Below are 19,312 nucleotides of genomic sequence, written 5' to 3'. Positions count from 1 at the left end.
AAGCCGTACGCCCGATCGCGCCGGGCGCACGGCGACGACCGCCGGCTGCCCCGGCTCCCCGGACCGCGCGCCGGAGGACGGCGCCGCGGCGCGGGGGCGGGACCGGGGCGCGGGCCCGGGCGCGAGCCGGAGCCGGGCGTCAGGCCGCGGTCTTCGAGGGCGCCACCTGGAGCATGTCGTCGATCGCACGGGCGGGGGCGGGCTGGGAGAACAGGTAGCCCTGGGCCAGCGGGCAGCCCATCTGCTGCAGGACCGCGGCCTGCTCGCGGGATTCGACGCCCTCGACGACGGTGGACAGGCCCAGGCTGGCCGAGAGCTCCACGATCGCCTTGGTGAAGGCGCGGGCCTGGTGGGGGTCGGTGTCGGTGAGCGGGGCGGTGAACGAGCGGTCGATCTTGAGGATGTCCACCGGGAGGGTGCGCAGGTAGGCCAGCGAGGAGTAGCCGGTGCCGAAGTCGTCGAGGGCGATGCGCACCCCGTGGGTGCGCAGCTCGGCGAGGAGCTCGACGATGCGGCGCGTCTCGGCGGCGGTGGTGGCCAGCAGCATGCTCTCGGTGACCTCCAGGGTCAGCGCGTTCTCCGGCAGCGCGTAGCGGGCCAGGACGTCCAGCACCGTGTCCCGGAACGCGCGCTCGCGCAGCTGCCGCCCGGAGACGTTGACCGTCACGGCGATGCCGTACCGCTCGTGCCAGCGCTGCGCGTCGGCGCAGGCCTGGTTCAGGACCCAGCGGCCGATCTCGACGATCAGCCCGGTGTCCTCGGCGACGGGGATGAACACGTCCGGCGGGATGGGCCGGCCGCCGGCCGGGGTCCAGCGCAGCAGGGCCTCGACCGCGTAGATCGTGCCGGAGGTCAGGTCCACGACGGGCTGGTAGGCCAGGGTGAACTCCTCCCGGGCCAGCGCCTGGCGCAGCCCGACGGCGATCTCCGCGTGGTGCAGGCGCCGGGCGCGCAGCTCGCCGTCGAAAACGGTGATCTGGTTCTTGCCCGCGGCCTTGGCCGCGTACAGGGCCAGGTCGGCGTCGCGCAGGGCGTCGGACGCGGTGGCGATGGCGGTGCCGGTGAGAACGCCGATGCTGGTGGTCAGGTACAGCTCGCGGCCGTCGAGCAGGTAGGGGGCCCGCACGGTCTCCAGCATCCGCTGGGCCACGGCCATGGCCTCGCCGGTCTCGGCGCGCGGCAGCAGGATGGCGAACTCGTCGCCGCCGAGCCGGGCCAGGATGCGCTCGCCGGCGACCAGTTCGCGGAGCCGCTGGGCGACGACGGTGAGCACCTCGTCGCCCACCGGGTGGCCGTAGGTGTCGTTGACGTCCTTGAAGGCGTCCAGGTCCAGCAGGAGCAGCGCCGGATGGGGGGCGTCGGGGGCGGCGGCGTGCGAGGTGATGACGGTGTGCAGGGCCTCGCCCAGCAGGGTGCGGTTGCCCAGCCCGGTCAGCGGGTCGTGCGAGGCGCGGTGGGACAGGCTGCGCTGCAGGACGTCCTGCCGGTGCAGGGCGACGCGCAGGTCCGCCGCCTGCGCCACGCTCACGCACACGACGGTGCTCAGCCGCAGCACCAGCAGCACGGCCAGCAGCACGGTCAGCAGCGTGACCGAGCTGCCACCGTGGGCGCCCGCGCCCGCGGCCGGGCCGGCGCCCGTGACCATCGGGACCACGACGGAGACCAGCGGACTGACCAGCGTCAGCGCCAGTGCCAGCGCCAGGACCGCGGCCAGCCGCGCCCGGGTGAAGGGGGCGGGCTCCTGCGTCCGGTTCGCGGCGGCCATGCTGGGGTGCAGCATGGCCGCGCCGGTCAGGACCGCCCAGCCCAGCCAGCAGGCCGTGGAGACGGCGCCGTACACCTCGTTCGAGGTCTGGTTCAGCAGGTAGACGACGTCGGAGAAGAACATGGCGGCGTAGGACGCGCCCAGCAGGCTCAGCCCGGGCACGCGGCCGCTGTCCAGGGCCAGGCGGATCACGAGCCCGAGGATGAACAGGTCGACGACCGGCAGCGCCAGCGCGAAGACCAGGTCGGTGTCGATGTGCGCGGCCTGGTCGGCGACCGGGCCGATGAGCAGCGTCCAGAGCGGCATGGCCACGCCGACGGTGATGGTGCCGGCGTCCAGCAGCGCCGCCCAGCGCGGGCCGGAGGCCCGCAGGCTCAGCATGACCAGGGCGACCAGCGCCAGGCCGTAGGCGGCGAGCGTGCCGACCTGGTACACGCCCAGCAGGAGGGGGCTCCTCAGCCAGCCCCAGCCGACGCCCCAGCCGAGGGCGCTCACCAGGAGCGTGATCAGGAGACCGGCGCCTATCAGCCGCCACGGCCGCGAGCCGGTCAGCCCGTTCCGGCGCATCCCGGTCAGGACGGCCAGCGCGGAGGCTCCCGGCAGCAGCACCCAGGACAGCGTCTCCACGACCGGTGACGCACCCGCCGCGAACGGGACGGCCACGGCCGCCAGGCCTCCCAGCACGAGGAAGACCAGCCAGGCGCGCGGGTGGCCGGCAAGGCGGGAGCCCGTACGGGCTGCCGCGAAGAGGCTCTGCATCATGATCTCTCTGGTGGCCTGCCGGGTGCTCCCGCCCGCGCGCCCGGACGGCGCGGCGGGGAGGGAGGTCGGCAGCGGTTACGGGCCTGCGGGCGGCGCGGGCCTGCCGGTTCTCCTCCTGTGAGGTCGGATACGCCCCTATCGGTGTGCGGCCATCCGAGCTGACCGGAAGAAGGTGACGATCGGGTAAAGACAGGACCCTGCGGGCGTCCCGTCCACCCGGAGCCGTCTCCCCGGCGGCCCTCCCCCGGAACCGTCCCCGGGCCCAGCCCAGCGGACCCGGCCCAGCGGACCCGGCCCAGCGGACCCGGCCCAGCGGGCCCAGTCCCGCAGGCTCAGTCCCGCAGGCTCAGTCCCGCAGGCTCAGCGCGAGCCTGCGGGCGATCCCGGTGTTGCGGCGGTGCCCGAGCCGGTTGACCGCCGTCTCCAGGGCCTCGCGCTGGCCGACGAGGACCACCCACGACCGGGCCCGGGTGACCAGGGTGTAGAGCAGCCTGCGGCGCAGCATGACGCCGCCGGCCTCGGCGACGATCGGCGCGACCACGAAGGGGTATTCGCTGCCCTGGGAGCGGTGCACGCTGACGGCGTACGCGTGGGTCAGCTCGTCGAGCTCGCCGAAGCCGTACTGCACGCTCTCCCCCTCGTCCGTGCGGACCTCCAGGAGCCTGTCCTGCCGGACGATCCCGGTCACCGTTCCGGTGGTCCCGTTGAAGACCCCCTTGTCGTAGTTGTTGCGGACGGACATGACCCGGTCGCCGGTCCGGAAGACCGAGGCGCCCGACCAGTGCTCCTCCTTCCCCTCCCCGGCGGGGTTGAGCCGCTCCTGGATCATCCGGCCGATCTCGGCGGTCCCGGTCGCGCCCCTGCGCATCGGGCACAGGACCTGGACCTGGTCGGGGCCCACGTTCTGCTTGCGCGGGATCGCCACCGTCGCCAGGTGGACCACCCGCTCGGCGACCCGGCCGGGATCGTCGACCTCCTCGAACCAGAACCCCCTCCGGCCGGGGAGATCGGGCACCCGGCCGGCCCGGATGCGGTGGGCGACCTGGATGATCCCGCTCTCCTCCGCCTGGCGGAAGACGTGCGTCAGCCGGGTCCGCGGGACGGCCTCGACGCGCAGCAGGTCGGCCAGCACGTTGCCGGGCGCGATGCTCGGCAGCTGGTCGCCGTCGCCGACGATCAGCAGATGGCTGCCCGAGGGGACGGCCGCGGCCAGGCGGGTGGCCAGGTGCAGGTCCAGCATGGAGGCCTCGTCGACCACGACCAGGTCGGCCTGGGAGGGCGTCTCGGTGAACAGCGTGCCGGGCTCCGGATCCGGCCGGCGGGCCAGCATGCGGTGCACGGTCATGGCGGGCAGCCCGGTCAGCTCCGACAGCCGCTTGGCGGCCCTGCCCGTCGGGGCGGTCAGGGTCACCGTGCCGCCGGCCGCCCGCACCGCGGCGGCGACGGCCTTCACCGTGTGGCTCTTGCCGCATCCGGGGCCGCCGGTGAGGACGGACACGGTGCTGGTCAGGGCCATGGCCACGGCCGCCCGCTGGTCCTCGTGGAGCCCCGGGTCCTCCGGCCACGTGCGGACGGGCAGCGCCGAGGGAGCCCGGCAGAGCCTGGTCAGGTGGGCCGTCAGGCCCATCTCGCGGCCGTGCACGTGCTTGGCGTAGACCACGGTCTGGTCGGGGTCGTCGGGAGACGCCTCGACGACCACCCGGCGCTCGGCCCGCAGGGCGTCGACCGCCCGGCGGACCGGCTCCCGGTCCTGGTCGACCAGTTCGGCGGCCCTGCCGACCAGGACGTTCAGCGGCAGGTAGCAGTGCCCGTCGCGGGCGCCCGCGGTCTCCAGCGTGTCCAGGACCGCCGCGCCGATCCGCTCCGGGCTGTCCTCCGGGACGCCGGACCTCAGCGCGATCCGGTCGGCCGTGCCGAACGCGATCCCCCGGACCTGGCCGATGAGGCGGTACGGGTCGGAGGCGAGGACCTCGCCGGAGTCCGCGCCGTACACCTGGTAGATCTTCGCCGCGAGCATCGGGCTGACCCCGAACCCCTGCAGGACCGCCATCAGCGCGGCGATCTCCTTCTGCTCCTCCCATGCCCGGGCGATCTGCGCCTGCCGGGCGGGCCCGATGTTGACGACCTCCCTGAGCCGCTCCGGCTCGGCGTCGATGACCTCCAGCGTCGCCTCCCCGAAGTGGCTGACGATGGCGTGGGCCAGCCTCGGGCCGATGCCGCGGATCAGGCCCGAGCCGAGGTAGACCCGGATCGCCCGGACGGTGGCCGGGGCCACCCGCTCGCATCCGTCCACCGCGAAGTGCCTGCCGTGGCGCGGGTGCTCGCCCCAGGAACCGGCGAGCCGGAGCGCCTCGCCGGGCTGGATCCCGGTCAGGGCCCGGCCGGAGGCGATGAAGTCCGGCACGCCTTCGGCGCTCATCCGCGCGACGGTGTGGCCGTCCTCGCGGACGTACACCAGGTGCTCGACGGAAACGTCCACAGCAGGATCCAACCGGATACGACCGACAGAAACCTCCAGGCGGGGCCTGTACGGCGTCCGCCGCGCCCGGGGTGAGACCGATCAGCCGGAGGAGCCCCCCTCACGCGGCTGACGGGCGCGCGCGCCCGGAGCCGGTGGTTACCGTGATGCGTCGGCACCGGGCAGGAGGCGCTCATGATCAGACTGGACCGCTTGATCAACGTGCTGGGCGGATACGGCGTACGGCTGTGCGGCCGTCCGCAGGCGCGCTCGGTGCAGCTGCGCAGCGTGGCGATGCCCGATCCCACCGACGACCGGGTCGCGGGCGACGTGCTGCTGGCGGTGGGAGCCGCGTCGGTGGCCGAGGCGGTGCGCTGGGCGGTGTCGGCCCGGTCCGCGGCGGTCCTGGTGCGCGCCGAGGCCGACGCCGCGCACGAGGCCTTCTCCGCCGGTGAGAGCGAGGACGTGGCGGTGATGGTGGTCGATCCCGCGGTGTCGTGGAGCCAGCTCACCGGTGTCGTCTACGGGCTGGTGCTGGAGGGGCGGGAGACCGAGTCGGGCCGCGGGCCGACGGACCTGTTCGCGCTGGCCGACAACCTGGCGGATGTGATCGGCGGGGCGGTGACCATCGAGGACCGGCTGTCGCGGGTGCTGGCGTACTCGCGCTCCCAGCAGGCGGGCGACCCGGCCCGGCTGGAGACGATCCTGGTGCGGCAGGTGCCGGACCGGTTGCGCGAGACGCTCCGGGCCCGGGGGGTCTTCGACCACCTGGCCTCGACGGACGAGCCGGTGTTCGTGGCGCAGGACCCGCAGAACGGCCTGACCGGGCGCATGGCGGTGGCGGTGCGGGCGGGCCGCGAGCTGCTGGGGTCGGTCTGGGTCACCTGCGGCAGCCCGCTGACCGGGGCGCGGCTCGGCGCCCTGACCGACGGCGCGCGCACGGTGGCCCTGCACCTGCTGCGCTCACGGGCGAGCGCGGACCTGGAGCGGCAGGTGGAGTCGGATCTGACCGTCCGGCTGCTGGAGGGCGGTGCCGACGCCGCGACGGTGCTGAGCCAGCTGGGACTGGCCCCGGGGGCGATGCGGGTCATCGCGGTCCGCGCGCACGCCGACACCGAGCGGCACGCCGCACCCCTGCTGGCCTTCGAGCGGGCCACCACCGGTTTCGGCTGGTCCCGGCCGGGGCGCAGCACGCTGCTGGACAACACGCTCTACACGATCCTGCCCGGCGAGCCGGCGGCCGCGGCACGCGAGTGGGTGGCCGCACTGCAGGCCGCGCTTCCGGCGCGGGTGCGCGTCCTGGCCGGGATCGGCGCCCCGGCCCAGGCCGAGGAGCTTCCGGCCGGCCGGCAGGAGGCCGACGAGTGCCTGGCGCTGCACGAGGCGGGCGCGCCCCGGACCGCGCCGCCGGCCTACGACGAGTCCTGGGGCGACATCCTGCTCCAGCGGTTGCGCGCCGCGGCGCGCACGGGCCGGCCTCCCGCCCGGGGGCCGGTCAGCGCGCTGCGCGGGCACGACGCCGCGCACGCCACCCACTACGCGGCGACGCTGCGGGCGTGGCTGGAGGCCCAGGGCGATCTCGCCGCCGCGGCCGAGCGGCTCGGCGTCCACCCCAACACCGTCCGCAACCGGCTGCGCAGAATCGGCGAGATCACTCCGCTGAACCTGGACGACGCCCGCCAGCGTCTCGCCATGATCATCAGCTTGGCCGCCCTCGGAGACGACCAGGCGTGTTGACCCGTGGGGTCGTCGACGCGGCCGATGGGCGGCTGCCCGTCGCGCGCGGTACGGCCCCGGTGGTGGTCGCAGGGTCCGCGCTTCGGGGCGAGCCGCCTGCCGGGCAGACGGCCGCGGGCCGCGCCGGATGTCAGGCGCGGCGGGCGGCCCAGACGGTGCGCTCGGTGCGTACGGCGAGATCCGCGCGGCGCAGGAGGCTGTTCGGGCTGTCGGTGTCCAGGAGCTCGTCGAGTGCGGCGAGGTCCTCGGGGCTGAGAGCGGGTGCGGCGACTCCGCGGATGCGCTGCAGGCTGCCGTGGGCGTAGCGGCCGACCGCTTCGCTGCGCCCACCCTCGATGTCGACGGTGATGGTGCGCTCGGCCTCGACGGTGAAACCGGCGGCCGTCAGCATCGGGCCCCAGTCGGCGCCGCGGTGCGGAACGTGCTCGGCGTGGAAGGCGTCGGTCGCCGCATGGGCGCGTTCTTCGAGGCCGGGCCGGTTCTCCGGGGCGTGGGCGGGGAGGAAGCGGGGGAAACCCGCGAGCTCCACGACGGCGAACAGGCCGCCGGGGGCGAGCAGTTCGCGGACGCTCCGGAGGGCGCGGCCGGGGTCGGCCATGTGGTGCATCGAGGCCGAGGCCCACACCAGGTCCGGCGTGCCGAGGTCGGGCCAGCGGTCGGCGTCGAGGTCGGCCTGCACGGTCTGCACGCGCCCCTCGGCACCGCGGGCGCGCGCCTTCTCGCGCAGGAGCCGGAGGTGCCCGGCCGAGGTGTCGACGGCGGTGACGTGCGCGCCGGGGAAGCGTTCGAGGAGCGCGAAGGTTCCCGCGCCGGTACCGCAGCCCAGGTCCACGATCCGGCGCGGCTCGCTCTCCAGCGGCAGCCAGGCGATGATCGACGCCGTGTGCTCGGCGAGGACCTCGGCGTCCAGGTCGAGGATCTCCGCTTGGCCGTCGGCATCGTGCTCCCGGTGGTGATCGTGCTGGGCGCCGTGGTGCGGGGTGTGCGGGTGTGCTCGGTTCATGTCTTCAAGGTAGGACGGCCATGCGCCTGGAGCACAACCGCTTTCGGTTTTGGCAAGACAATGACCGGATGCGCTGCCGGATGCGCAAGCCATCGCCGTCACGCGTGGTCATCCATCGGCGCCCTGAGCGTCGCGGTCGCCGTTCTCGCGCTGGTGGCCGCGGCGGGCGTCGCGGTCGAAGATGCCCAGGATCTCGCAGGGGCCGCCCTCGGCGCCGATCGCGTGGGGCATCATCGTGGGAAACTCGGCGGCCTGGTTGGTCTCGATGCGGAAGCGGCGGTGGCCGAGCATGAGGACCGCGGTGCCGGACAGGACGACGAGCCATTCGCGTCCCGCGTGGGCGCGCATGCGCGCCGGATTGTCGGGCGGCGGTTCGGTCATGCGCTGGCGCACCACGCTCATGCCGGGATCGCCCTTGATGGACCACCGCATCAGGCCGTGGGCGCCGTCGATCATCGGACTGGTGACGACGTCGTCGGCGGCGGTCTCCACGAGCTGATCCAGTGTGGTGTCCAGTGCGCGGGCCAGGACGACCAGCTGGTCCAGCGCAAGGCGGCGCCGGCCGTTCTCGATGCGGCTCAGTGAGGACTGGCTGAGGTTGGCGCGGGTGGCCAGCTCTTCCAGGGACCAGCCCTGCGCCACCCGCAGGGCCCGGACGCGTTTGCGCACGAGGCCGTCCAGCTCCTCATCTTTTTGCGTCACAAGCAATATTCTATGCCTTTTATGCAATATGGAGATGGCTTCGGAGGCGAGGGTCCGGAACGTCTGCAGCCCTGCGCGAGCAACCGGACCGCGCCCTGCGCGCTCGAACACATGCATCACGCGCCGCGGAGTCTCGCATTTTGTGTCGACAACGCTTGCGGTCGATACGGCCGGGACGCTCCGTTGTGGCGAACCTCCAAGATCAGGCCTTCGATTGTCGACATCCCACAACCTCATCCGGAGCCGTGCGGGTCATGCTGATCCCGGCAACAGCATTCGTCCTGGTATGGAGGCGGGTCATGAGCGGCGTCGAGCACATCGGCGACGGGCCCCGATCGGTGATCGTGGTGGGCGCGGGCATCGTGGGGCTGTCCACCGCGTGGTTCCTGCAAGAACACGGTGTGCAGGTCGACGTGGTCGACCGCGGCGGCATAGCGGCCGGCGCGTCCTGGGGCAACGCCGGATGGATCGCCCCGGGGCTGACGATCCCGCTGAACGAGCCCTCGGTGCTCCGCTACGGCCTGCGGTCACTGGTGAACCCGGCCGCACCGCTGCACATCCCCGCGGGCGTCGATCCCGGACTGTGGGCGTTCCTGGCCCGCTTCGCCGCCAACTGCCGTTGGTCGTCGTGGACCCGGGCGGTGCGGGCCAACCTGCCCCTGAACGACGAGTGCATCGAGGCGTTCGAGGCGCTCACGGCCGGCGGCGTGGACGCGCCCCTCGTCCGGGCGCCCATCACCGCGGCGTTCCGGACCCCGCGGCAGGCCGAGGGGCTGCTGCGCGAGCTGCGCAGGCTGGGCGAGGCCGGGCAGCGGGTCGAGCACGGCACCCTGTCGGGCGCGCGACTGGCCGAGCACGTGCCGCTCGCGTCCGGAGCCCTGCAGGCGGGCGTGCGCATCGACGGGCAGCGGTACGTCGACCCGGGCCGCTTCGTCCACGCACTGGGCGAGGCCGTCATGGCCCGCGGCGCCACCGTCCACGCCTTCGAGGTGTCCGGGGTGCGCGGCGACGGCGGAAGGGTCACCGTGCGTTCCCCGCACGGCACGACCCTGTCCGCCGACGCGGTGGTGCTGGCCACCGGCGCGTGGCTGCCGCGGCTGGCCTCCCGGTGGGGGGTGCGCGTCCCGCTGCGGGCCGGGCGCGGCTACTCCTTCACCGTGCCGGTGGACCGCCCGGTGCCCGGACCGATCTACCTGCCGGACGTGCGGGTGGCGTGCACGCCGTACCAGGGCGCGCTGCGCGTGGCGGGCACCATGGAGTTCCGCGACCCGGACGCGCCGCTCGTCCCGGCCCGGCTGGAGGCGATCATCGCCTCCGTCCGCCCGCTGCTGGAAGGCGTGCGCTGGGCGGAGCGCACCGACGAGTGGGTCGGCCCGCGGCCGGTCACCTCCGACGGGCGTCCGCTGATCGGCGCGGTACGCGAGCCGGGGATCTACGTGGCCGGCGGACACGGCATGTGGGGCCTGGCCCACGGCCCGGTCACGGGGCGGCTGCTGGCCGAGCAAATCGTCACCGGCAAGCAGCCCGACGCCCTGCGCGAGTTCGATCCGCTGCGCTGAGAACCGGCGGTCCGCGACGGACCGCCTCCGGTCCCGGGACGGAGGCGATCCGTCAGAGCGCGCCCACGTACACCCACGCGCCCGCGTGCCGGGTGAAACGGCTGTGCTCCTCCATCTCCCCCGCCCGGCCGCGCTCGGTGTAGCGGGCGCGGAAGCGGACGGTGCCCTCGGTGTGGAAGGCGCTCCCACCCGTGACCTCCAGGATCTCCAGGCCCGTCCAGCGCAGCGCCCGGTCGAGGTCCACCGCGGGCGGGCGTGTCGACGGGTGCCAGGTGCGCAGGAGATAGCCCGCGTCACCGACGCTGAAGGCGCTGAACCGCGAGCGCATGAGCAGCTCCGCGGTGGGCGCGGCGGCCTCCCCCCGGTGCAGCCGCCCGCAGCAGTCCCGGTAGGGCGCGGGCAGCCCGCAGGGGCAGGGGGCGGCGGATCCGGAAGCGGCCCGGCGGGGCTGCGTGCTGCGTCGGGACATGCCTCCCATTGTGCCGTCCCCGGATCCGCCTTCCGCCCCCGGTCCGCAGCGGGCCGGGTTCACGGCGGCCGGGGTTCACGGCGATGCCTTGTCGGATGTATGACTAGATACGTATATTCAGTCATATATCCGAGAGGTGGCCCCATGACAGCCGAGTCCTCCGATCGCAGGCGGCGGACGCCGGAGCAGCGCCGGGCGCGGGCGGACCGGATCCTGGACGCGGCGGCGGAGCTGGTCGTCCGCTGGGGCTACGACAAGACGACCCTCGACGACGTCTCCCGGCACGCCCACGTCGCCAAGGGCACGATCTACCTGCACTGGAAGAGCCGGGAAGCCCTGTTCACCGCCCTGCTCCGCAGGGAGCGGGTGCTGATGCTGGAGGCCGTACGGCTGTGCACCGCCGGCCGGGCGGAACCGGTGGGCGACCTGGTCCGGCGGCTGGCGCTGGAGATGCTCCGGCGCCCGCTGCTCAAGGCTCTTCTGCTCGGCGACGGGGAGATGCTCGGCGCCCTGCTGCGGCACAAGCGCACCAGTCCGGAGGCCGCCGAGGCGATGTCCACCGCATTTGCCGCCTACCTCGGCGTCCTGAGGGAGCACGGGCTCGTCAGATCCGACCTGACCTCCGCCGAGCAGCAGAACGTGATGGCCACCGCCTTCTACGGGTTCTTCCACGCCCCCGCGCTGCCCGACCCGTTCCACCTGGACATCGAGCGGCGCGCCGACCTGCTCGCCGAGACGGTGCAGCGGACCCTGGGGTCCGGGCGCCCCGTCACCCCCGAGAGCGCCGCGCAGGTGGCCGAGGCCACCGCACGCTACCTGGACCGGGCGCTGGAGATCGCCCGGAGGAAACTGGAGGAGAGCCTTTGAACACGCTCCCGCTCGACGGCCCCGGGGCCGACCTGGCGACGGTGGGCGGCAAGGGCGAGTCCCTGGCCCGCCTGGCCCGGGCCGGGCTGCCGGTGCCGCCCGGATTCCACATCACCACCGCGGCCTACCGCGGCTTCGTGGCCCGCCACGGCCTGCGGGACGCGATCCTGGCGGGCGGGGCGGGCGAGATCGCCGAGCTCTTCGCCTCCCACGGGGTCCCGGACGACATCGCCGGTGACGTCCGGGACGCCTACCGGAGGCTGTGCGGGGACCGCGGGGACGTCCCGGTCGCGGTCCGGTCGTCGGCGACCGCCGAGGACCTGCCCGGCATGTCCTTCGCCGGCCAGCAGGAGAGCCACCTCAACATCCGCGGCGCCGAGGAGCTGCTGGACGCGGTCAGGCGCTGCTGGGCGTCGCTCTGGACCGATCGGGCCGTCGCCTACCGCGAGCGCCACGGCATCCCCCGCGACCAGGTGGCCCTCGCCGTCGTCGTCCAGGAGCTCGTGCCCGCCGACGCGGCGGGTGTGCTGTTCACCGAGGACCGCGGCCGCCTGACCGTCAACGCGGCCTGGGGCCTGGGCGAGGCGGTCGTCGGCGGCCTGGTCACGCCCGACACGTTCACCGTCGACCGCGACCGCCGTACGGTCGTCGCGGAGACGGTCGCGTCCAAGACCGTCATGACCGTGCGCACGCCCGGCGGCACCCGCGAGGAGCCGGTCCCGCCCGGCCTGCGCGACCGGCCCGCCCTGTCGGCGGCCCAGGCCCTGGAACTGGCCGGTCTCGGATTGCGCATCGAGGAGCTGTACGGCCATCCGGTGGACGTCGAGTGGGCGCTGCACGACGGGCGGCCGTACATCCTCCAGGCCAGGCCGATCACCGGGCGGCGCGAGGAGTGGAACGACTCCCTCAGGGGCGACTACCTGTGGACCAACGGCAACCTGGGCGAGGCGATCCCGAGCGTCATGACGCCGTGCACCTGGTCGGCCGTGCGGGCGTTCATGGCCGACGCGATGATCTTCTCCGAGCTCGGCGGCCATCCCCTGTGCGGGAACATCGGCGGCAAGTTCTACATGAACCTGAGCGTGACGGCCTCGCTCGCGGCGGCCCTGGGCATGGGCGGGCGCCTCCGGGCCGCCCAGGAGCCGGTCTTCGGCCGCATACCGGAAGGGCTCACTCCCCCGCCGCTGCCGATGCCGCGCCGGCGGATCCTCAGGGAGGCGCTGCCGATCGTCCGCGGCCGCCTCGCCCTGCGGGGGTACGCCCGCAGGCTCCCGGAGTTCCTCGCGACCGCGGCCGCGCGCGCCGAGTCCCTGCGCGCCGAGATCGCCGCCGCCGAGGACCTGCCCGCGCTCTGGCGGGACCGGGTGGAGCCGTACTTCCGCGAGTGCAGCCGCATGCTGGCCGCCGCGGGCCGCCAGGACGCCGGTGCGCTCATCTTCCTCCGGAACAGGCTGGTGCGGCTGGTCGGGGAGGAGGACGCCAACGCACTGACGTCCGGGATCCGGGTCGGCGGAGGGCGCCTGGAGAGTCTCGGGCCGCTGCTCGGCCTGGCCCGGCTCGGGCGCGGAGAGATCGACCGGGAGACCTTCGCCCGACGGTACGGTCACCGCTGCCCGGACGAGTTCGAGCTCTCGGCACCCCGGCCCGGAGAGGACCCGGAGTGGATCGGCAGGCTGCTCGCCGCCTCCGCGACCGACCCGGCGGAGCTCCTGGAACGCCAGGACGAGGTGGGCCGCGCCGCCTGGCGGAGGTTCCGGGAGCGCGCTCCGCGGCGGGCCGCGCGGCTGCGCCGGAAGGTCGACCGGTGGGGGGCGATCGTCCAGGCCCGGGAGGAGGCCCGTTCGGAGACGATCCGCTCCTTCTGGGTGCTGCGCGACTTCGTCCTGCGGGCCGGGGAGCTGACCGGGCACGGCGACGATCTCTTCTTCCTGACGATCGACGAGATCCTGGACGTGCTGCGCGGCGGCCGGCGGCCGCTCTCCTCGGTCGCGGAGCGGCGGGCGGCCTACGAGCACTACCGGTCACTGCCGCCCTACCCCGGAGTCATCCGCGGGCGGTTCGACCCGGAGCGGTGGGCCGCCGATCCGGACCGCCGGGGCGACGTCTTCGACTCCCACGCGCCGCCGGCTCCCGCGCCGGAGACCGTCACCGGCTTCCCCGGCGCGGCCGGGGTGGTCGAGGGGACCGCCCGGGTGATCACCTCGATGGAGGAGGGCCACCGGCTCGGGCGGGGCGAGATCCTGGTGACGACCGTGACCAACGTGGGCTGGACACCGCTGTTCCCCCGGGCGGCGGCGGTCGTCACCGACGTCGGCGCGCCGCTCTCGCACGCCTCGATAGTCGCGCGCGAGCTGGGCATCCCCGCCGTCGTCGGCACCGGGGACGCCACCATGCGGGTACGCGACGGCGACCGGATCCGCGTCGACGGAGGACGCGGCAGCGTCGAGGTGATCGCCCCGGCCGAGGCCCCCGGCCCGTACGGGGTCAGCGCTTGACGGCCCGCAGGACGACGAACTTCGGGTCGCTCGCGACGACCTCGCAGTTGCCGAAGAGCCGACGCAGCTTCGCGTGGTATCCCAGGTGCCGGTTGCCGACGACCCACAGCTCGCCCCCGCGGCGCAGGGCGGCGCGCGACCCGGTGAACATGCGCCACGCCGTGGCGTCGGTCGTCGCCCGGTGGCTGTGGAACGGCGGGTTGTTCAGGACCAGGTCGACCGTCCGGGCCGGCACGCCGGACAACCCGTCGCCCACCCGGAACTCCGCCCTGCGCCCCGGCCCGGCCTCCGCGCCGATGCGCCGCGCCCCGATCCTCGTCCCGGGCCCCGTCCCGGCCTCCGCACCGGCGCCCGGAGCGGTGTCCGCGCCGGCGCCCGGCGTGGTGTCCGCACCGGGGCCCGGAGCGGTGTCCGCACCGGGGCCCGGAGCGGTGTTCGCCAGGAACGTGGCCTCCGCCGAGGCCACCGCCTGGTAGGACTCGTCGACGAACAGCACCTCGGCCTCGGGGTTGTCCAGCGCCGCGGCCGTGCCGACCACCCCGTTGCCGCAGCCCAGGTCCACGACGCGCTCGGGGCCCCGGCGCCGGGGAAGGTGCCGGAGCAGGAACCGGGTGCCGATGTCGAGGCGGTCGGCGCAGAAGACGCCCGCGTGGTTGACGGCGGTCAGGCCCGAGGCCGGTCCGACCCCGCCGGGCAGCTCGTAACTCTTCGGCCAGGGGCTGGCGGTCCGGGGCAGGGCGGGGTCGGGCGCGCAGAGGATGAGCCGCGCCTTGCGCACCGCCAGCGACGTCCTGGTCGGGCCGAGGATCCGCTCGAACAGCCGCAGCGTCGAGGTGTGGATCTCGGTGACCATCCCCGTGCCGACCACGACGGTGCCGGCGTGCACGCGGGGCGCGAGCCGGTGCAGCTGGTCCTCCAGGAGCGCCAGGCTCCTGGGCACCCGGACCAGCAGCACGTCGATCCGGTCCGGCGGGGCGTCCCTGGTCGACAGCAGCCGTACCCGGTCCGGGCCGATCCCGTTGCGCTCCAGGTTGGCCCGGGTCGCCTCCTGGGCGAGGAACGAGTCGGTGATCTGCACGGGGCGGTGGCCGGCGAGCGCGGTGGTCAGCGCGCCCCACCGGTCGCCCGCCACGACCACGGTGCCCGACAGGTCCACCGGCCCTCCACCGGTCACGCCGCCGGCTCCCCCGGCGGCCTCACCGGCGGTGCCGTCGAGGTGCCGCAGGAGGTACTCGTCGGCGGCGTCCCAGGCGCGGAGCAGGTCGCGGGGGTCTTCGGGGAAGCGGGCGAGGGCGAGCTCGCCCCGCGGAGTCGTCAGGCGGTTCATCGCGCCCCAGGCTAGCCGTACCGGCGCGGCGGGGACGTCAGGGGAGGCGGCCGACGTGGGCCAGGGCCTGCTTCAGCAGGACGTCCTGCCCGCCGGACATCTCCTGCAGCACCGACGGCGACGAGGCCTCCTGCGGCGTGAACCAGGCGAAGTCGAGGGCGTCCTGCCGGGGGCTGCAGTCCCCGGCGACCGGGACGACGTAGGCCAGGGAGACCGCGTGCTGCCGGGGATCGTGGTACGGCGTGACGCCCGGCGTCGGGAAGTACTCGGCGATGGTGAACGGCTGCGGGGAGGCCGGGACGCGGGGCAGCGCCACCGGGCCGAGGTCCTTCTCCAGGTGGCGCAGGAGCGCGTCGCGGACGCGCTCGTGGTGGAGCACGCGTCCGGACACCAGGGCGCGGCTGACCGTCCCGTCCGATCCGATGCGCAGCAGCAGCCCGACGTGCGTGACCGTCCCCGTATCGTCGACCCGCACCGGTACGGCGTCGACGTAGAGGATCGGCATCCGCGCGCGTGCCGCCTCCAGCTCGTCGGGAGAGAGCCAACCGGACGCGGTTTCGGTCATTTCGGTCATTGGTCGATCGTACTTCGCGACGGGCCCCGCGGGCACGGCCAGTCCCGAAGTGCGGCTCGACCGGATGCGGACATCGGGCATCATGGACAGGTGGCTCGGGTGGCAGGCGAGGGTTCCGGCAGCGTGCTCGGCGGTGTGCCCGGTGCGCCGCCCGACCGGCCGGGCGCGGACCCCGGCCGCCGGTTCCGGATGCTGGCCGATCTCGTCTCGGACGGCGAGGTCGTGGTCCTGAGCGGGGCCGGGCTGTCGACCGAGTCCGGCATCCCGGACTACCGGGGGGAGACCGGCCGCGTGCGGCGGGCCGAACCGATGACCTACCAGGCGTTCACCGGCAGCGCGGCGGCCCGCAGGCGCTACTGGGCGCGCAGCCACCTGGGCTGGCGGCACATCGCCCGCGCCGCCCCCAACGCCGGTCACCGCGCGGTCGCCGAGCTGCAGCGCCGCGGGCTGGTCGCCGGGGTCATCACCCAGAACGTCGACGGCCTGCACCAGGCCGCCGGCGCCCGGGACGTGATCGAGCTGCACGGCGGCCTCGACCGCGTCCGCTGCCTGTCCTGCGGTGAGCGCACCCCTCGCGAGCTGCTCGACCGGCGCCTGCGCGCGGCCAATCCGGGCTGGGACGCCCGGGCCGAGGCGGTCAACCCCGACGGCGACGCCGTCCTCGCCGACGACCGGGTCGACTCCTTCCGGGTCGTGGACTGCCTCGGTTGCGGCGGCCTGCTCAAGCCCGATGTGATCTTCTTCGGGGAGAACGTGCCGCGCGCCCGGGTCCAGGAGTGCTACGCGCTGACCGAGCGGGCCGGCGTCCTGCTGGTCCTCGGGTCCTCGCTGACGGTGATGTCCGGCTACCGGTTCGTCCGCCGCGCCGCCGAGCACGCCGTACCCGTCGTGATCGTCAACCGGGGGCCGACCCGGGGCGACGCCGACGCGCTCCTGCGCTTCGACGCCCCGCTCGGTCCGGCCCTCACCGCGCTCCTGTCGGAGCTCGACCCCGCACCCTGACGCCCGGCCCGATCCGGTGACATCGGCGGGCCCGAACCGTGGCACCCGGCCCGATCCGGTGGCGTCCGCGGGCCCGTGCCGCGGCCCCGGGCCGGTGACGCCCGCACGCCGTGTCCGGCCCGGCGGCTCTCCGGGCGCCCGGCCGCGCCGGGATCCGTCCGACCGCCGATCGTAGAATGGCAGGGCAGGCCATGGACCGGGCGGATACCGGCTCCACCCCCCGCCGGGACCGTCCGCGAACGGCCGGCCGCCATGCGCGACGAACCGGGGAGGAGGCCGACCGACATGTTCACCGGCCGATCCACCGCCCGCGGGCTTCCGCCGGCCTCCCTGTCCGCGGCGGCGGGAGTCTGCGCCCTGGCCCTGCTCACCGCCTGCGGCGGCGGCGACGCCCCGGAGGCGACCCCCGGCGCCGGGACGAGTGCTCCCGCGCCCGCCTCGAGCGCTCAGCCGACGACCGACTTCAACGACGCCGACGTGGCATTCGTCCGGATGATGATCCCGCTAGACGAGCAGGCCGTGGAGATGGCCCGGCTCGCCGCGGCCCGTGCCTCCGACCCGGGGCTCGCAGAGCTCGCGGCGGAGGCCGCCCGCGTCCGGAGCTCGGAGATCGCCGCCATGACCGGCTGGCTGGCGGCCTGGGGCAAGGCCGCCGCCTCCGGGGAGGGTCTCGGGCAGGACGTACCCGGCCTGGCGACCGGGGCCGAGATGGCCGGACTGCGGCGGGCCGAGGGGGCGGAGTTCGACCGGAGGTTCGCCGAGCTGATGATCGGCCAGCACCGGGGCACGGCCGAGATGGCCGCCGCCGAACGGGCGGAGGGCCTCAATCCCGCGGCCCGCCGGCTCGCCGAGACCGTCGGAACCTCCCGGCAGGCCGAGAGCGAGCGGCTGGAGAAGATCCTCGGCGGCGGCTGAGCCGCGCCCCCGCGGCGCCCCTGCCCGAGACGCCGGCCACTCCCCCGGCGGGGCCCGGCCGGCGGGGCCCGGGCCACTCCGCCTCCGGGCGAGGTGCGGGCCGCGCCCCCTCCGCCGGACCCGATGCCTGCGCACGGGGCACGGATCAGAGCTTCTGGACGATCTCGCAGCCGGCCGGGGCGGGGTCGATCTCGTCCATGACGACCTCGTCGCCGCCGCCCGCGCCGCAGTCCAGCGCGGTCTCCCTGTCCAGATCCTTGGCGAGGAGCCGGTCGGGACCGCCCTCGCCGTACAGCTGGTCGCCGGGACCCGAGACGCCGTCGATCGTGTTCCTGCCCGAGTTGCCGACCAGGATGTCACCGCCGTGCGGGGTGCCCACGATGTTCTCCACGTCGCTGCGGATGTCGTCGGAGTCGATGTTGCGGCCGTCGCCGGCGTTGTCGTCCAGGCTGACCCGCACCGACAGGTCGCTGCCCCGGTAGGAGACGGTGTCCGTCCCGGTGCCGCCGATGAAGGTGATCGACCGGGGCCTCGCCGACTTCGTGCCGGCCAGGAAGCCGTCCTGGCCGTCCCCTCCGTCGACGGTGCCGTTGATCGGGGCGCCGACGCTGAGGCTGTCGTTCAGGTCCCCCATCGTCGCGGTGAACTCCGTGACGGCGGTCCCGCAGGCCACCGCCCTGGGGGTGAGCTGACGGCAGCCGGGCCCGCTCGCGAGCGGCGCGGTGTCGAAGACGGCGATCTCACCGTTGAAGAGGTTGATGCCGGCGCTGCTGCTCGCGCCCGGGGCCGCGACGTAGACGAGCTTCGTCCCCTGCAGCGAGACGGTCCCCCCGGCGGCGGCCTGGGCCTGGCCGGTGTTCGGCAGGCCCGCGATCGCGAGGGCCGACAGCCCCGTCAGCGCGGCGGCTCGCAGGGAGGTCTTCCTGAGTCCCATGGTCTCTTCCTTCTCTTGCTCTCTTGTTCGTGCCGTTGACGCCCTGCAGTACCGCGCCGGACCGGCGGGCGGTTCCGCACTGTGCAGAAGGACGCGGAAGCGAGAAGGACTCATGTCTCACCATGGGCGAAGCCGATGGAGGGATGGCGTCGACCATGGACGAGACCGGCCGGGCGCTCGCCCGGCGTTTCCGCGCGGGGGACGAGACCGCGCTGGCGGAGCTGTACACCGTGCACTCGGCACGGCTGCACGCCACCGCCCTGCGCCTGCTCGGCGACCCGGACCTGGCCGCCGAGGCGGTCCAGCGCGCGCTCGTCCGGGCCTGGCGGGCGGCTCCGGGGTTCGACGAGGAGCGGGAGCCGCTGCCCTGGCTGTACGCGATCGTCCGCCGTACCGCCCGCGACGTCCACCGGGACGCGCGCCGGGCCGCCGGCGGGCAGGTGGCCCTCGACGAGGCCGCGCACCTGGCCGCCGAGCCGCCCTGCCTGGAGCGGGAGTGGCTCGGCCTCCAGGTACGGCGGGCCCTCGCCCTGCTCCACCCGGACGAGCGCGGAGTCCTGCGCATGGCCTACTACGACGGCATGACACAGGCGGAGATCGCCCTGGAACTGGGCCTGCCGCTGGGCACGGTCAAGAGCCGCACCGCCCGCGCGCTGCGCCGGATCGCCGGTCTCCTGCACCACGTCGGCGGACCCCGGGCCGCCGCCCGGCCGCTCGGCACGGAATGAGGCGTCCCGCCCGGG

16 protein-coding genes are annotated in these 19,312 nt (G+C 74.7%); 8 read left to right on the top strand and 8 right to left on the bottom strand.

Annotation, left to right across the window (positions count from 1 at the left end; translation table 11 throughout):
• Nucleotides 1–139: 139 nt before the first annotated feature.
• Complete coding sequence (locus HS048_RS17650) at nt 140–2,527, bottom strand: bifunctional diguanylate cyclase/phosphodiesterase (RefSeq protein ID WP_196467527.1); 2,388 nt, start codon at nt 2,525–2,527, stop codon at nt 140–142.
• Between HS048_RS17650 and HS048_RS38190 the strand changes: the two genes are divergently transcribed.
• Complete coding sequence (locus tag HS048_RS38190) at nt 2,526–2,648, top strand: hypothetical protein (protein ID WP_255529581.1); 123 nt, start codon at nt 2,526–2,528, stop codon at nt 2,646–2,648. The two genes, HS048_RS17650 and HS048_RS38190, sit on opposite strands and share 2 nt — an antisense overlap.
• 225 nt (nt 2,649–2,873) lie before the next feature.
• On the opposite strand, the gene HS048_RS17645 is transcribed toward HS048_RS38190, so the two are convergent.
• Nucleotides 2,874–5,006 (bottom strand): ATP-dependent RecD-like DNA helicase, encoded by a 2,133-nt coding sequence (locus HS048_RS17645; RefSeq protein ID WP_307832523.1) that lies wholly within the window; start codon nt 5,004–5,006, stop codon nt 2,874–2,876.
• A gap of 174 nt (nt 5,007–5,180) precedes the next feature.
• On the opposite strand from HS048_RS17645, the gene HS048_RS17640 reads away from it, so the two are divergent.
• Entirely contained in the window at nt 5,181–6,722 is a 1,542-nt protein-coding gene (locus tag HS048_RS17640) for a CdaR family transcriptional regulator (RefSeq protein ID WP_196467526.1), read from the top strand.
• Nucleotides 6,723–6,852: 130 nt separating this feature from the next.
• Here the strand turns inward: HS048_RS17640 and HS048_RS17635 are convergent, their stop codons facing one another.
• A complete protein-coding gene (locus tag HS048_RS17635; RefSeq protein ID WP_196467525.1) occupies nt 6,853–7,725 on the bottom strand; it encodes a trans-aconitate 2-methyltransferase in 873 nt (290 codons plus the stop codon).
• Nucleotides 7,726–7,833: 108 nt separating this feature from the next.
• Nucleotides 7,834–8,427 (bottom strand): helix-turn-helix domain-containing protein, encoded by a 594-nt coding sequence (locus tag HS048_RS17630; protein ID WP_196467524.1) that lies wholly within the window; start codon nt 8,425–8,427, stop codon nt 7,834–7,836.
• Nucleotides 8,428–8,726: 299 nt separating this feature from the next.
• On the opposite strand from HS048_RS17630, the gene HS048_RS17625 reads away from it, so the two are divergent.
• Entirely contained in the window at nt 8,727–9,986 is a 1,260-nt protein-coding gene (locus HS048_RS17625; RefSeq protein ID WP_196467523.1) for an FAD-binding oxidoreductase, read from the top strand.
• A gap of 52 nt (nt 9,987–10,038) precedes the next feature.
• Here HS048_RS17625 and HS048_RS17620 read toward each other — a convergent pair whose 3' ends face one another.
• Nucleotides 10,039–10,464 carry a YchJ family protein gene (locus HS048_RS17620; protein WP_068901799.1) on the bottom strand — a complete coding sequence of 142 codons (426 nt, stop codon included), beginning with the start codon at nt 10,462–10,464 and terminating at the stop codon, nt 10,039–10,041.
• Between the two features lie 135 nt (nt 10,465–10,599).
• Between HS048_RS17620 and HS048_RS17615 the strand changes: the two genes are divergently transcribed.
• Together HS048_RS17615 and HS048_RS17610 are read left to right on the top strand one after the other, a co-directional pair.
• The gene (locus HS048_RS17615) at nt 10,600–11,322 is read left to right on the top strand and encodes a TetR/AcrR family transcriptional regulator (protein ID WP_196467522.1); all 723 of its coding nucleotides are present in this window, start codon (nt 10,600–10,602) and stop codon (nt 11,320–11,322) included.
• Nucleotides 11,319–13,817 carry a PEP/pyruvate-binding domain-containing protein gene (locus HS048_RS17610; protein ID WP_196467521.1) on the top strand — a complete coding sequence of 833 codons (2,499 nt, stop codon included), beginning with the start codon at nt 11,319–11,321 and terminating at the stop codon, nt 13,815–13,817. Before HS048_RS17615 ends, HS048_RS17610 begins: the two co-directional genes overlap by 4 nt.
• On the opposite strand, the gene HS048_RS17600 is transcribed toward HS048_RS17610, so the two are convergent.
• Nucleotides 13,807–15,144, bottom strand: coding sequence for a methyltransferase (locus HS048_RS17600; protein WP_230880863.1), 1,338 nt, complete (start codon nt 15,142–15,144; stop codon nt 13,807–13,809). The two genes, HS048_RS17610 and HS048_RS17600, sit on opposite strands and share 11 nt — an antisense overlap.
• Before the next feature lie 37 nt (nt 15,145–15,181).
• A complete protein-coding gene (locus HS048_RS17595) occupies nt 15,182–15,718 on the bottom strand; it encodes an NUDIX hydrolase family protein (protein WP_191896850.1) in 537 nt (178 codons plus the stop codon).
• A 189-nt stretch (nt 15,719–15,907) separates the two neighbouring features.
• Here HS048_RS17595 and HS048_RS17590 point away from each other — a divergent pair, with 189 nt between their 5' ends.
• Together HS048_RS17590 and HS048_RS17585 are read left to right on the top strand one after the other, a co-directional pair.
• Entirely contained in the window at nt 15,908–16,720 is an 813-nt protein-coding gene (locus tag HS048_RS17590) for an NAD-dependent protein deacetylase (protein ID WP_068901975.1), read from the top strand.
• A gap of 285 nt (nt 16,721–17,005) precedes the next feature.
• The gene (locus HS048_RS17585; protein ID WP_196467520.1) at nt 17,006–17,635 is read left to right on the top strand and encodes a DUF305 domain-containing protein; all 630 of its coding nucleotides are present in this window, start codon (nt 17,006–17,008) and stop codon (nt 17,633–17,635) included.
• 145 nt (nt 17,636–17,780) lie between these two features.
• On the opposite strand, the gene HS048_RS17580 is transcribed toward HS048_RS17585, so the two are convergent.
• On the bottom strand, nt 17,781–18,569 hold the full coding sequence (locus tag HS048_RS17580) for a hypothetical protein (protein ID WP_196467519.1): 789 nt from the start codon (nt 18,567–18,569) through the stop codon (nt 17,781–17,783).
• Between the two features lie 143 nt (nt 18,570–18,712).
• On the opposite strand from HS048_RS17580, the gene HS048_RS17575 reads away from it, so the two are divergent.
• Entirely contained in the window at nt 18,713–19,297 is a 585-nt protein-coding gene (locus HS048_RS17575; protein ID WP_196467518.1) for an RNA polymerase sigma factor, read from the top strand.
• The last annotated feature ends 15 nt before the right edge of the window (nt 19,298–19,312 follow it).

This window comes from Planomonospora sp. ID91781, assembly GCF_015711595.1.
GTDB classification, from domain to species: Bacteria; Actinomycetota; Actinomycetes; order Streptosporangiales; family Streptosporangiaceae; genus Planomonospora; species Planomonospora parontospora.
This window is presented reverse-complemented; position numbering and strand designations above follow the sequence as displayed.

What these genes read in the sequence shown, in the direction of transcription:
- HS048_RS38190 (WP_255529581.1), top strand. Translation starts at nt 2,526, where the DNA reads ATGATCTCTCTGGTGGCCTGCCGGGTGCTCCCGCCCGCGCGCCCGGAC.
- HS048_RS17650 (WP_196467527.1), bottom strand. Translation starts at nt 2,527, where the DNA reads ATGATGCAGAGCCTCTTCGCGGCAGCCCGTACGGGCTCCCGCCTTGCC.
- HS048_RS17640 (WP_196467526.1), top strand. Translation starts at nt 5,181, where the DNA reads ATGATCAGACTGGACCGCTTGATCAACGTGCTGGGCGGATACGGCGTA.
- HS048_RS17635 (WP_196467525.1), bottom strand. Translation starts at nt 7,725, where the DNA reads ATGAACCGAGCACACCCGCACACCCCGCACCACGGCGCCCAGCACGAT.
- HS048_RS17625 (WP_196467523.1), top strand. Translation starts at nt 8,727, where the DNA reads ATGAGCGGCGTCGAGCACATCGGCGACGGGCCCCGATCGGTGATCGTG.
- HS048_RS17620 (WP_068901799.1), bottom strand. Translation starts at nt 10,464, where the DNA reads ATGGGAGGCATGTCCCGACGCAGCACGCAGCCCCGCCGGGCCGCTTCC.
- HS048_RS17615 (WP_196467522.1), top strand. Translation starts at nt 10,600, where the DNA reads ATGACAGCCGAGTCCTCCGATCGCAGGCGGCGGACGCCGGAGCAGCGC.
- HS048_RS17600 (WP_230880863.1), bottom strand. Translation starts at nt 15,144, where the DNA reads ATGAACCGCCTGACGACTCCGCGGGGCGAGCTCGCCCTCGCCCGCTTC.
- HS048_RS17595 (WP_191896850.1), bottom strand. Translation starts at nt 15,718, where the DNA reads ATGACCGAAATGACCGAAACCGCGTCCGGTTGGCTCTCTCCCGACGAG.
- HS048_RS17590 (WP_068901975.1), top strand. Translation starts at nt 15,908, where the DNA reads ATGCTGGCCGATCTCGTCTCGGACGGCGAGGTCGTGGTCCTGAGCGGG.
- HS048_RS17585 (WP_196467520.1), top strand. Translation starts at nt 17,006, where the DNA reads ATGTTCACCGGCCGATCCACCGCCCGCGGGCTTCCGCCGGCCTCCCTG.
- HS048_RS17580 (WP_196467519.1), bottom strand. Translation starts at nt 18,569, where the DNA reads ATGGGACTCAGGAAGACCTCCCTGCGAGCCGCCGCGCTGACGGGGCTG.
- HS048_RS17575 (WP_196467518.1), top strand. Translation starts at nt 18,713, where the DNA reads ATGGCGTCGACCATGGACGAGACCGGCCGGGCGCTCGCCCGGCGTTTC.